This is a genomic window from Tepidiphilus baoligensis (assembly GCF_012911495.1).
Taxonomy (GTDB): domain Bacteria; phylum Pseudomonadota; class Gammaproteobacteria; order Burkholderiales; family Rhodocyclaceae; genus Tepidiphilus; species Tepidiphilus olei.
Map to the genome: position 1 here is coordinate 16373 of NZ_JAAAUB010000007.1, position 12737 is coordinate 29109.

The 12737-nt window shown below is 65.0% G+C and carries 10 protein-coding genes, 1 pseudogene and 1 CRISPR repeat array; of the genes and pseudogenes, 8 read left to right on the forward strand and 3 right to left on the reverse strand.

What is annotated here, in order from left to right; translation table 11 throughout:
* Positions 1–82: 82 nt before the first annotated feature.
* On the reverse strand, positions 83–3139 hold the full coding sequence (locus tag GV368_RS06050) for an AAA family ATPase (protein WP_169115876.1): 3057 nt from the start codon (positions 3137–3139) through the stop codon (positions 83–85).
* Positions 3136–4290, reverse strand: a complete 1155-nt coding sequence (locus GV368_RS06055; protein ID WP_169115877.1) for an exonuclease SbcCD subunit D — start codon at positions 4288–4290, stop codon at positions 3136–3138. The genes GV368_RS06050 and GV368_RS06055 overlap by 4 nt, the downstream gene beginning before the upstream one ends.
* Positions 4291–4406: 116 nt before the next feature.
* On the opposite strand from GV368_RS06055, the gene GV368_RS06060 reads away from it, so the two are divergent.
* The 8 genes and pseudogenes from GV368_RS06060 (at position 4407) to cas6 (ending at position 11209) form a co-directional block, all read left to right on the forward strand.
* Positions 4407–4691, forward strand: coding sequence for a CRISPR-associated endonuclease Cas2 (locus GV368_RS06060; RefSeq protein ID WP_169115878.1), 285 nt, complete (start codon positions 4407–4409; stop codon positions 4689–4691).
* Between the two features lie 10 nt (positions 4692–4701).
* The gene (cas1, locus tag GV368_RS06065; protein ID WP_169115879.1) at positions 4702–5688 is read left to right on the forward strand and encodes a CRISPR-associated endonuclease Cas1; all 987 of its coding nucleotides are present in this window, start codon (positions 4702–4704) and stop codon (positions 5686–5688) included.
* A complete protein-coding gene (locus GV368_RS06070; protein WP_169115880.1) occupies positions 5685–6491 on the forward strand; it encodes a CRISPR-associated endonuclease Cas1 in 807 nt (268 codons plus the stop codon). The genes cas1 and GV368_RS06070 overlap by 4 nt, the downstream gene beginning before the upstream one ends.
* Entirely contained in the window at positions 6488–6868 is a 381-nt protein-coding gene (cas2, locus tag GV368_RS06075; protein ID WP_169115881.1) for a CRISPR-associated endonuclease Cas2, read from the forward strand. Before GV368_RS06070 ends, cas2 begins: the two co-directional genes overlap by 4 nt.
* A 180-nt stretch (positions 6869–7048) precedes the next feature.
* A CRISPR array of direct repeats spans positions 7049–7656; the repeat unit is 37 nt; unit sequence CCCCGAAAGATAGCCCCGAGATATAGGGGATTAAGAC.
* A 162-nt stretch (positions 7657–7818) separates the two neighbouring features.
* A pseudogene (locus GV368_RS06080) lies at positions 7819–8784 on the forward strand (IS481 family transposase); the annotation flags it as partial.
* Complete coding sequence (gene cmr5 / locus GV368_RS11315; RefSeq protein ID WP_328514238.1) at positions 8785–9081, forward strand: type III-B CRISPR module-associated protein Cmr5; 297 nt, start codon at positions 8785–8787, stop codon at positions 9079–9081.
* Between the two features lie 2 nt (positions 9082–9083).
* On the forward strand, positions 9084–10337 hold the full coding sequence (gene cmr6 / locus GV368_RS06085) for a type III-B CRISPR module RAMP protein Cmr6 (RefSeq protein WP_169115883.1): 1254 nt from the start codon (positions 9084–9086) through the stop codon (positions 10335–10337).
* Complete coding sequence (gene cas6, locus GV368_RS06090; protein ID WP_169115884.1) at positions 10334–11209, forward strand: CRISPR system precrRNA processing endoribonuclease RAMP protein Cas6; 876 nt, start codon at positions 10334–10336, stop codon at positions 11207–11209. The genes cmr6 and cas6 overlap by 4 nt, the downstream gene beginning before the upstream one ends.
* A gap of 59 nt (positions 11210–11268) precedes the next feature.
* Here cas6 and GV368_RS06095 read toward each other — a convergent pair whose 3' ends face one another.
* A complete protein-coding gene (locus GV368_RS06095) occupies positions 11269–12534 on the reverse strand; it encodes an AmpG family muropeptide MFS transporter (RefSeq protein WP_169115885.1) in 1266 nt (421 codons plus the stop codon).
* Positions 12535–12737 lie beyond the last annotated feature (203 nt).

The following is a 12737-nucleotide window of genomic DNA, read 5'->3' on the forward strand; positions in this document are numbered from 1 at the left end:
GCTCGCTAGCCATCGAGCCGTCAATCTCTTCCGCGGTCAGGCGAGCCTTTTCGCAAATCGTTAGGACCGAGTCCTGCCGCGATCACCCCACCGCTCCGACCTGGACATGGCTGCCGCTTCTCCCCCGGATCACCTCGATGCCGACGTCGATCTGGCGTTTGAGCTCGTCGACGTGGGAGATGATGCCGATCATTCGTCCCTTCTGCCGCAGCTCGCCCAAGGCTTTCATGGCCATGTCGAGCGACTCGGGGTCGAGACTGCCGAAGCCTTCGTCGATGAAGAGAGTGTCGAGCTGGATGCCGCCCGCGTAGGCTTGCACCACGTCCGACAGCCCCAGCGCGAGCGAGAGGGCGGCCATGAAACTCTCGCCGCCCGAGAGCGTGCTGGCGGGTCGGGTTCGACCGGTGTATTCGTCGAAGACTTCGAGATCGAGGCCGGAAGCCCTGCGCGCATCGGCCACGTCCTCGCGCCGCTGCAGGCTGTAGCGGCCACGGCTCATGGTGCGCAAGCGCAGGGAGGCTTGACGCAGCACGTCGTCGAGCAGTGCCGCAAGCACGAATCGCTGGAAAGTGAGCTTCTTGCCATTGTCGCCGTTGGCGATGCCAGCGAGGTGCCCCATCACTTCATAGCGCGACTCGATCTCGCTCAGCTCCTGTCCGATGGCCGCGAGCACTTCACGCGTCTTGCGATCCTGCCCGATACGTTCTTCGAGTCCCTTCTGCTGGGCGACGAGGTCCTCGACGGCGCGCCGGGCCTCTTCCTGGGCGGCCTTGAGCGCGGCGAGATTCGGTGGCGTCTTGCCGTCGACCTGATGTTCGGCGCGCTGCAGGCGTTCCTTGGCCGCCGCCACGGATTCGTCGTAGGACTGGATCTCGGCGCGCAAAGCGGCAATGTCTTCGGGCGAACGCATGGCCTCGCGGAATGCGGCTTCATCCGCGAATCCTTGTTCCTGCAGGGCGCGCAGGAAGGCTGCGTAAGACTGATCGAAGCGCGACGAGGCGACGGCGAGCGCTTCGGCGAGCGTCTCCCGCTTCGAGCACGCGGCCGCATGCGCGGCGCTTGCCTGCTGGTACGCCTCCTCGGCCGCTTTGAGCCGGTCGGCGAGCGTGTCCACTTGCTTGCGGGCAGCGTCGATCGCCTGCTCGAGCGTGCGGAGGTCGCGCAGAGGTTCCGGGACCCGGTCGGAGCGTTCGCGGACTTGGGCCGCAGCCGTCGCGGCTTGGATCCTGAGGGTCTCGGTGCGGCTGCGCGCCTGTTCCAGCGCGGGACCAAGCGCGGCGAGACGCTCCTCGCAGCTTTGGAACTCGGCCTTGGCTGCATCGAGCCGTTTGGCCGCTTCGAGCGCTTTCACCAGGTCACGTTCGAGGTCAGCCAGGCGTGCATTGACCTGCTCGAGACTGGGGGGATCGGGCGGCAGGCTCGATTCCAGGGTCGAGACGGCGGATTCGGCCCCCACGATCCGATTCAGAACGGCCTGATGCTCGGCACGAGCGGATTCCAAGGCGGCTTCGGCCTGCTGCAGGGCCTTGGCGGCCGCATTCAGTTCTTCCTCGCTCGGCACGGCCTCGCCCGCCATCGCCGGGGCAGGATGCTGCAGGCTGCCGCAGACGGGACACGGGGCACCTTCGCTCAAGTGCCGGGCAAGTACGGCGGCTTGGCCACTGCGCCAGCGCGATTCCAAGTCCTCCTTGCGCGCCAGGACGGCGAGCCGCTCCGTCTGCGCGGCCTCCAAGGCTTGGCGGTACTTGGCTTCTTCGGCACGGTGAGCGGACAGGGCGGCTTTGGCCTGCGCGAGCTTGCGCAGCAACTGGAGCAACTGCTCCTGCTGGGCGAGATCGCGCCGCATCGCTTCGACCCGGTTAGCCAGCGGGGCGTAGTCTTCGATCTCCCGCTGCAGCCGGGCACGTTTTTCGGTGAGGGCGTTGGCTTCTCCTTGCAGGCGTGCGAGTTCGGTCGCAGCCGCTTCGGCCGAACGGGCGTGCTTCTCCGCTTCCCGCCGCGCCTCGTCGAGCGTGCGCACGGCCTCGCGCAAGCCTTCGAGCCGCTCGAGCTCGCGAATGGCCTGTTCCCGGTCGGGCGCTCGAGCGCGCTCTTCCTGCAGCCGAGATTCGGCCGCTGCGAGCTGGCGGACAGCAGCTTCGACCTCGCGCTCGGCCTGCGCCAACTGCTGGGCGAGCCGTTGCCGTTGCGCAGCAGCTTCCTCGAAGTTCGCATGGGCCGCACGGACGAACTGGGCCCGCGAGGCGGCATCCAGCTCACGGCGTCGGGTTGCGATCGCGGCGGCAGCTGCGCTCAGCTTGTCCAGGGCGGCGCGAGCGCCATCTCGTTCCTCGAATTGCCGCGCCAGAGCCTCAGCGGCCGCGAGCGCGGCGGTGGCGTTCGCCTCTTCGGTGCGGCGACGTCGTTCCTCCTCCGCCAGGAGCGAGCGCCGTGCCGTCGCTTCCTCGATCCGGGCACCGAGCGCTTCTTCCGACTCCACCCCGGCCTGTTCGAGCAGCGTCTTCTGCCGGGCCTTGGCTTCTTCGGCCTGCCGCTCCAGGGCGTTCGCCGCCGCTTTGAGCCGTTCCTGCAAACGTTTGCAGGTTTCGGTGGCAAAGAGCGCCTCCAGGATCTGCTCCCGCTCCCGGGAGTCGGCCGTCAGGAGTTTGCGGAACTGCCCTTGCGGCAACAGGATGACCTGGCGAAATTGGTCGGCTTCGAAACCGAGGAGCGCGACGATGCGTTCCGTGACCTCCGTGGTCTTACTGACGACGGGCATCCAGCCCTCGTCGTTCCACACCTGGAGTTCGGCCCGGGCCGGAATCTTCACCCGCTGCTCCTTCTTGCCCCGCAGGGCGGCGCGTTCCTGCTCGGGCGAGCGCCTGACGCGATAGCGCTTGCGCCCCAGGGCGAACTCGAATTCGACTTCGGTGAGCGTGTCGTCCGCCGCATGGTGGCTGCGCATCTCCTTGGCGCTGCGCTCACTGCCAGAGGTTTCGCCATAGAGGGCGTAGCAGATGCCGTCGAGGATCGAGGTCTTGCCTGCCCCCGTGGGGCCGTGGATCAGGAAGAGCGCATCCGGCGGCAGGCACGTGAAGTCGATCTCCTCGCGCCGGGCGAAGGGGCCAAAGGCAGTCAAGACCAGACGTAGCGGTCTCATGGAGCCACCTCGCGTTCCTGTTGGGATAGGGCAGTCATCTCGGCGTGCAGCAGACGCTTGGCTTCCTCATCGAGTGCGCGGCCCGTCATCTCACGGTAGAAAGCCTCGAAGAGTTCGTCCAGCCCGACTTTGCGGTGATCGGTGCCTGCTTCGAGCCCCGCCCCCGTTCCCGCAAATCGCGGACGTTCGATGGCGAGCGCATTGGGATAGGCCGTGCGCAGTTTCCCCATCGCATCGAGGATCGCCCCCGTATCCGTGAGCCGGGCAAGGACGTAATCGTCCCGGCCGGGATCGTCTCCGGCGGCAGCCAGAATCTCGTCCAGGCTGCCGCTGAGGATGCGCAGGTCCCGACGCGGAGTGAGCCGCAGGCGTTCGAGACGCACGCAGCCCTGTCCGTCGAGCTCGACCAGGGAAACGCTCTTGTCGTGGCCGACCTCGGCAAAGGAATATTTCAAGAGCGAACCGGCATAGTCGATGCGACCACCGGCCAGGCTCTGAGGGCGATGCAGGTGGCCGAGCGCCACGAAATGGAATCCCTCGAAGACCTCCGCCCCGACGAGGCCGGTCCCTCCGACCGACAGCGGGCGTTCGGATTCGCTCGCCGTCCCGCCCTGCACGAACGCATGGGCGATGAGCACCGAACGGCGGCTCTGGTCGTGGAGCCGTCGAATGCGCTCGACCTGAACCTGCATCGCCGCGTGGTGGTCCGCGATCGACTCGTCCTCCAGACACTGACGCACCCAAGGGGGCTCGGCGTAGGGCAAGGGATAGAAAGCGACCTCGCCGTAAGGGTCTCGCAGCAGCACGGGGGAGACGTCGGCGGTCGCAAGCCCCCGGACCGTGAGCCCTGCTTCGGCCAGCAGACGCGCGCCAAATCCGAGTCGATCGGGGCTGTCGTGGTTGCCGGCGATGAGCAGGACGGGCGTGCCCTCGCCCACCACGATCCGGGTCAGCGTCTCGTCGAGCAGGCGAATGGCCTCGGCCGGCGGGATCGAGCGGTCGTAGACATCGCCGGCGATCAGCACCACGTCCGGACGCTCCGAACGCACGAGCCCGACCAGCTGATCGAGCACGTGCGCCTGGTCCTCCAGGAGCGAGACGCCGTGATAGACGCGGCCGAGATGCCAGTCGGCAGTGTGCAGGATCCTCATATGCTGTCCCTTTGGATACGTTCGAAGCCATTATATAGAGGGTATTTTCAACCTGAACCGATCCCGACAAGCTTGCCATCGTCACCATCCCCGTGTGTCCGGACCATACTAGTCGCATGAACGGACGGCACCTCTTCCTCATCGGTTACGACATCAGCGACCCGGCGAAGCTGGCCAGAGCGCTCAAACTCGTGCGCTGCCATGCGCTGGGCGGCCAGAAATCCTTCTACGAATGCTGGCTCACCACCCAGGAACTGCAACAGACCCGCGAAGCCCTGCGTCGCCTCATCGACCCCGAAACCGACCGCGTCGTTTTCATCTTGCTTCATGCCGGCACCGAATCCCTGCGCCTGGGCAGCGCCACGCCGATCGACCACGGTGACTACTTCCTCATCGCATGAGCCTAAGTCCATGACCACCCTCTACCTCGACCGCAGCGGCACCATTCTCGAAGCCTTGGGCGAAGTCATCGCCCTGCGCCACGCCACGGGCCGTCTCGAACGGCGCATCCCGATCAAGTTTCTCGAACGGGTCGTCATCCGCGCACGCTGCTACCTCGACAGCAGCACCCTGGCGAACCTCGCCGCGAACGACGTCCCCGTCCTCATCCTCGACGGCCGCGCCGGACGACGTCTTGCCCACTGGGTCGGTGCGCCACACAACGACGCGCGTCGGCGTTGGGGACAGCTCCTCACCCTCGCCGAACCCACCTCCGCTGCCACCCTCGCGCGCGCTTTCGTGCACGCCAAGATTCGTCGTCAGCGCCGCACGCTCGTCGCCATCGGCTCTGCCCGGCCCGACCTGCGCAAACCCCTCTGGGACGCCTGCCAAACGCTGCAATCCCTCGAACGACGCCTGCGCGACGACCCCGCCCTGCCCCTCGACACCCTGCGCGGCTGCGAAGGCGCCGCCGCCGCGGCCTACTTCCCCGCCTTCTTCCACGCTTTCCCTGCGCGCATCCGCCCCAGCGCGCGAAACCGGCGCCCGCCGCGCGATCCCGTGAACGCCGCCCTCTCGCTCGGCTACACCCTGCTCTATGGCCTGGCCGTCAACGCCTGCTGGAGCGCCGGCCTCGATCCCGCCATCGGCGCCCTGCACGCGCCCGCCCACGGCCGTGCAGCGCTTGCCTGCGATCTCGTCGAACCCCTGCGCGGTCAGATCGACGAATGGACCTGGCAACTCTTCCGCCGCGAACTCCTGCGCCCCGAACACTTCGGCGTCGAAGGCAGCGGCGCCTGCCTGCTCGGCAAAGCCGGCCGCGCCGTTTTCTGGCGCGAATGGGAATGGCGTAGCCGACGCTGGCAACGGCTGCTCGAACGCTACGCCCAACACCTCGCCCGCGAGTTCGCCCGACACACCCCCGTTTTCGATCTCCTCGACGACTGGGAGTCCTCATGAACGACACTCCACCCACTGCCCCCGACGCGCTCGACGCCTTCGGCCGTCCGCTCCTCATCCTGCCCAGCGACGAAGTCGTCGTCGAACTCGACGGTACCGAACGCCTCGTCCTGCGCACCCACGACGGGAACGTTCGCCACGCCGTGCCCCTGCGTCACGTGCGCAGCATCACCGCCAACCCGCACGTCACGTTCACCGGCGCCGCCCTCGACGCCTGCGCCCGCCGCGGTATCGCCATCACCTTCGTCGACGGCCGCCAAAAACGCCGCGCTTTCTTCTTCCCGCTTGCCACCAACCCACTTCAAATCGCCACGCTCCTCTCCTTCGCCCTCGACGACCCAGACTGGCCCGAACGCTACGGCGCCTGGTATGAGAACCACCGCCTCGGCGCCCTCTCGCGCGTCGCGCTCGCCTGCGGCCTGCTGCCCGATGCCGCCCTGCGCCGCGCGCCCGACATCGCCCTGGAAGCATCCCATCGCCGCAAACACGGCCAACCCGGGCACGAATGGATCGCCGCCCTGCGCGAAATCGTCCTCACCGAATTCATGGCCGACGGCTCGCGCTGGCTCGGTACCCAAGGCTCCGCCTGGCGGGCCGAAACCTGGATGCACCTGCTCGAAGAACTGGGAGAAATCGTCGCCCTACACGCCCATGCCGTCTTCCATCTCGCCCACAAACCGCTGCAACACCCTCCACAACGCTGGGCACTCGCCGCCTATCACGCCGAACGCACTCGCTGGCAAAACGAAACCGTGCGCCTCCTCTACGCCTTCGAACACTTCATACGGGAGAACTGGACATGAGCCGCAAGCCCAAACGCCACCTGCGTTTCCCCACACGGCCCAAGGATCCTCTGCCAGACAAACCCACGCGCTGGATCCTGTGCTATGACATCCGCGACCCCCGGCGCCTGCAGCGCGTACACCGCTATGTCAGCAAACACGGCCTACCTCTGCAATACAGCGCCTTCCTCCTCAAAGGGACCCGCGAAACGATTGAACGCACTCTCGCCGGACTTCGTCCCTATCTCGACGAACGCGTCGACGACGTACGCTGCTACCCTCTGGGCAAAGACACCCGCATCTGGGGCCTAGGGCGCCAATTCACCGACGGTCCCGCCGTCCTCACCGACGAGATCCTCGACCGGCTGATCGTCGAAGACGAAGTCCATGCACCCTGACCATCATCAACCCTGCTTTCGTACGCCCTGCGCACCTTGACACACCTCACACCCCATGCCCATAATGCGTCTCAGGTTCATATCCAGAGCAAGCACCAGACCCTCAGCATGCGCACACCCGAAAAAATTGCGAACCCTCTCGATAACCCATTGATTTTTAAAAATTAGCTTGAAGCAGCACCCCGAAAGATAGCCCCGAGATATAGGGGATTAAGACCTTCGTCCCATCCGCAAATTTCCCAGACTACCTTATCCCCGAAAGATAGCCCCGAGATATAGGGGATTAAGACGCGGCGGATCAGAAGTAGCCCGAGAGGTCCATCCCCGAAAGATAGCCCCGAGATATAGGGGATTAAGACCGCTTTCCGGGCCTGCTCTTTCAGGTTCTCCAGCCCCCGAAAGATAGCCCCGAGATATAGGGGATTAAGACAACTTTCACCGAGACTTTACCATTATTTTCAGCCCCCCGAAAGATAGCCCCGAGATATAGGGGATTAAGACGGTGTCTGGGTCGCAAGCGGCGATCAGATGGGCGCCCCGAAAGATAGCCCCGAGATATAGGGGATTAAGACGTCGCCTTCTTCTCGGCGTTGAGCACCACCTCGGCCCCCGAAAGATAGCCCCGAGATATAGGGGATTAAGACACTTTCCTCCCTGTATCTTGGCGATGATCGCGCCCCCCGAAAGATAGCCCCGAGATATAGGGGATTAAGACTTCCAGCAGCGCATCGCTTGCTTTGTAGAGCGCAACCCCCGAAAGATAGCCCCGAGATATAGGGGATTAAGACCTCCTTTCGTCAAGTTGCTCTCTTGGGCCACGGACCCCGAAAGATAGCCCCGAGATATAGGTGTCAGGTCCCGGACGATTGCATTGATCCGCGACGTCGTGCATTATTCATAGGTCGCGAGACGATGCGTGAGCTGATCGAGGAACTACGGAGGCAAAAGTCATGATGGTTCGACTGCACAAGAACGCCACCACGACCCCTGCGACCCGGCGCTACATCCAAAGCTCGAACCTGCCGGTGAGGCGTCTTGCCCGGGAACTCGGGGTGTCGGAGGACACCATCCGACGCTGGAAGAAACGCACCGACGTGGAAGATCGTCCGCACACGGCGCACCGTCTGCAGACGAACCTGACCCCGTTTCAGGAGGCGGTCGTGGTGGAGCTGCGCAAGACCTTGATGCTGCCTCTGGACGACCTGCTGGCGGTGGTGCGCGAGTTCATCACACCCAACGTCTCGCGCTCGGGGCTGGACCGTTGTCTGCGCCGCCACGGCGTCGGTTCGCTCAAGGCAATGCAGCCCAAAGCCGAAAAGCCGGGGCACAAGCCCTTCAAGTCCTACGAGCCGGGGTTCGTGCATCTGGACGTGAAGTACCTGCCGCAGATGCCCGACGAGAACAAGCGCCGCTATCTCTTCGTGGCGATCGACCGGGCCACGCGTTGGGTGTTCGTGGCTATCTACCCGGAGAAGACAGCCGCCAACGCCCGGCGCTTTCTGAGCTCGCTCATCGAGGCGGCTCCCTTTCGTCTGCACACGATCCTCACCGACAACGGCAAGGAGTTCACCGACCGCTTCATCACCCGGGGAGAGCGCACCCCCACGGGAGCACATGCCTTCGATGAACTGTGCCAGGCGCTCGACATCGAGCATCGGCTGACCAAACCGCGCCGCCCGCAGACGAACGGCATGGTCGAGCGCTTCAACGGGCGCATCAGCGAGGTACTCGCCACCCATCGCTTCGACAGCCGCGAAGCGCTGGAGGCAACGATTCATCGCTACGTCTGGCTGTACAATCACCACATTCCCCAGAAAGCCCTGGGACATGTCCCGCCCATCGAGGCCATGAAAAGATGGTACGCAGAAAAACCGGAACTTTTCATAAAAATTCCACGCAATCGTCCGGGACCTGACATCCAGCAACATGGCAAAGATTACGTCAACGTCGCCAAGGGTCTGCCCGCCCTCATCATGAATTCCGGGCTGATGCAGACGCTCGCCTTCCTGCACCAGAAAGGAGGCGCGCACGAGCAGCTAGCCATGCATTTGCGCGACTGGCTCCATGACCATCTCCGTACTCCCCGCGATTTCGAAAACTGCATGCAGGCGCTCTTCGAAGCCTCGCCCCGCGACTTCCAACGAATCACCACCGAGTCCTTGGCCTGGCTGAAGTGGCTGCGCCAGATGGCAAGTGCCCAGCAAGGAGACTGACCATGCCTCTTGCCGCCATCCCCCGTTATCTGGGGCAAGATTTCAGTCAAGCTTCTTCCGGCCTGCGCTTCGGCCTCTATCTCCCGATCTGGACCGACCGTTGGAACAAGAACGACGCCGCCGCGCGCGATGCCTGGCGGCAAGTCACGCGGCTGAGCGCCGGCGAGCGCGAGGCGATGCAGGCCATCAACCTGCGATTCGATGCGCTAGCCTCCACCCTGCCCGAATCGTCCCGTCTGCGGCTCGAAGCCGTGTCCACCTCTCCTTTCACCACGGGGCTAGGCAACGAGCATCCGCTGGAGAACGGGTTCGCCTTCCTCTTCCCCTATGGCATTCCCTACCTGGCCGGCAGTGGCGTCAAAGGCGTGTTGCGCCGGGCGGCGCAAGAGCTTGCCCGTGGCGACTGGGGCGAGGACACTCCCTGGTTCGGACTGGATCGGCCTTCCTTCACGCTGAAATCACGGAACCTCTCCCTGTCGGTGATCGACGTGCTCTTCGGCCGCGAACCCGCCGCAGGGGACGGTGAACACGTTCGCGGAGCGCTCGACTTCTGGGACGTGGTTCCGCTCATCGAAGGGAATTCCCTCCTCGTCGAGATCATGACGCCACACCAATCCCATTACTACCAAGACGGCGAACCCCCGCACGAATGCGCCGACCCCGTCCCCATCCCCTTTCTCACGCTCGCTCCGGGCGCTCGCTTCGTCTTTCGCCTACGCTGCCACACCGAACACCTCGCTCGGCTCACCCGCGAGCCCCTTCCTGACGCCCCCTCGCTGCTCGCCGTCGATGGCGAAGGCAAGGCGCGGTGGCAGGAACTCCTGGAAGCCGCCTTCGCGCACGCCTTCGACTGGCTCGGTTTCGGCGCCAAAACCTCCGTGGGCTACGGCGCGATGCAGCGGGACCCTGCCGCCGAAGCCAAACACTACGCCCAAGAGCAAGCCGCCAGAGAAGCGGCGCGCAAGCAAGCCGAAATAGAATCCTTGTCACCCCAGCGCCAACGCATCCAAGCCTTCATCGACTACGCCGAAAAGGAACTGGAACGCCCCCATCGCCCCAAGAGCAAGATCGGGCAGAGAGACTATCAGGAAGCCCAGAAACTGGCCAAGGATGCTCAAGCCGCCGATTGGAGCGCGGAAGATCGCGCCGCTGCCCGGCAAGCAATCGAAACCTACTTGCCCCGCCTTGCGGATATCTCTCTCAAGGACATCCGCAAGAAGCTCGAACTCGACAAACTCTCTCCACAAACCCCATGAGCCCGATGCTCCAGCTGCGCGTGCCCGTGCGGCTCGTCCAGCCCCCCCGCGGCCGATTTCTCGGCAACGAGCTGCGCGGTGCTTTTGGCCAAGCCTTGCGGCGGCTCTCCTGCCTCACGGCAGCGCCTTCCTGTGAAGGTTGCCCGGTGCGCCGGCGCTGTGCTTATGGCGTGGTCTTCGATCCCGAAGCTCCCCCCGCCCCGCTACACCCCTCCCTGCGTGACGGTATTCCGGCCTACGTGGTGGAGCCGCCCCCCTATGCACCCCAATCGGTGCAAGAGCCGATCGTTTTTGCCCTCACCTTGCTGCCACCGGCGATTTCCCACGCCGACATCATCGAGCGGGCGCTGCGCCGGGCCTGGGGTAACCACCCCCGCCTGTGCAGCGGCTGCCAGGCGAACGGGCCGATCGAGCGAACACTCTTGCCACCGGTAAGGGAACTGCCGGAAGAAACGATCGGCGAGCGCCTCGTACTCGAATTCGACACCCCCCTACGTGTCGAGCAGCACGGCTCGGTGGTTGCCGATGCCAAACGGCTACGTCCGGCCGACCTCGCCCGCCTGCTCGTGCGCCGGCTGCAGCAATGGGATCAGCTCAGCGGCGAGCGCCTATCTACCCTCACCGCCGACCCTACCCTCTGGCAGGCGATCACGATCGACGCACGCGGCCTCTTCCCCGTCGACCTGCACCGCTACAGTCGCAGCCAAGGGCGCAGTCATCCGCTCGGCGGACTGCTCGGCCCCCTCGAAGTGCATGGCCCCCGCGAAAGCCTGCGCGCCCTGCTGCCCCTGCTCAGGCACGCCGAACGCCTGCACCTGGGCAAGCGCACTGCGTTTGGGCTGGGGCGGTTCCGCCTGCGCGGCTCTGGCTGAGCGCTTTTTGGTGTGCATGCTCCATTTTTCCGCGTGATGATCGAATGATCTTTCCCGCCTCATCGCGTCGAATCGGGCGAACAACGACGCCAAGGCGCGACACGGACGAGCAAGAGCATCCCCGGCACGGCCAGTGCCACGCAGCAGAAAAAGAAATTCACCCAGCCCAGGTGCTCGGCGAGCACGCCGGCAAAGGCATTGACCACGGTGCGCGGCACGGCGGCAAGGCTCGTGAAGAGCGCGAACTGCGTGGCGGTGTAGGCCGGATGGGTGGTACGCGCGATGAAGGCGGTAAAGGCCGCCGTTCCCAGTCCGACGCCCAGGTATTCGGCGGAGATCACGCCGGCGAGCGCGGCGCGCTCGAAGGTGCCGATGTGCTCAAAAGGGCCGAGCCAGGCGAGCCAGGCAAAACCGAGGATGGTGAGCATCTGCACCAGGCCGAAGAACCACAGGGCGCGATCGATACCGATGCGTGCCATCCACAGGCCGCCGGCCATGCCGCCGAGAATGGCCGGCCACAGACCGGCATGTTTGGCGATCAGGCCGATGTCGGTCTTACCGTAGCCCATGTCCAGGTAAAACGGCGTCGACAAGGCGGTGGCGAGCGAGTCGCCCAGCTTGTAGAGAAACAGGAAAGCCAGAATCCACAAAGCATCGCGCCAGCCACGTCGGCCGATGAATTCCTGCCAGGGTTCGATGCAGGCCGCCCGCAGGGTGCGCGGCCGGTCGACGATGGCCGGCTCGCGGATGAAGAGCGCCATCGCCATGCCCGGCAGCACGAACAGCGCCGTGATCCAGAAGACCACGTTCCACGGCAGGTGATCGGCGAGGATCAGCGACAGCGAACCGGGAACGAGGCCGGCGAGCCGGTAGGCATTGACATGCACGGCATTGCCCAAGCCCAATTCCGCCTCGGCGAGCAGTTCGCGGCGAAAGGCATCGAGCGCCACGTCCTGCGTGGCAGAACAGAGCGCCAGCAGCGTGGCGAGGCAGGAAATGGCGAAAATGTGCGTCCGCGGATCGAACCCGCCCAGGCCGCCGATGCAAAACAACAGGCCGATCTGGGTGATCAGCATCCAGCCGCGCCGCCGGCCGAGCGGCGGCGCAAACCGGTCGAGCAGCGGCGACCAGAGGAATTTCCAGGTGTAGGGAAACTGGATCAGGGCGAAGAAGCCGATGGTCGTGAGATCGACGCCTTCGCTGCGCAGCCAAGCGGGCAGCAGATTGACGAGCAGGTAGAGCGGCAGCCCCGAGGCAAAGCCGGTGAAGACGCAGACCAGCATCTTGCGGGTGAGGAGCGGGGCAAGCCAGGCGGGCGCGGTCATGGGGTAGTCAGCCGAACGGAACACACATTATGCCGCTGCAAAAGCGGTGTTGCGCAAACACGATTCTTGTTCAGCCTCGCCCCCGGCTGGGCATTGGTGCTGGGTGTCGATCCGAGGCTCTCCGGCGACACTGTAGCGGCGCTGTTCGGATTTGGTCGACGCCCTGCGCACCCTCGTGTTGCCTAGCGGATTCCAAGGTTTTC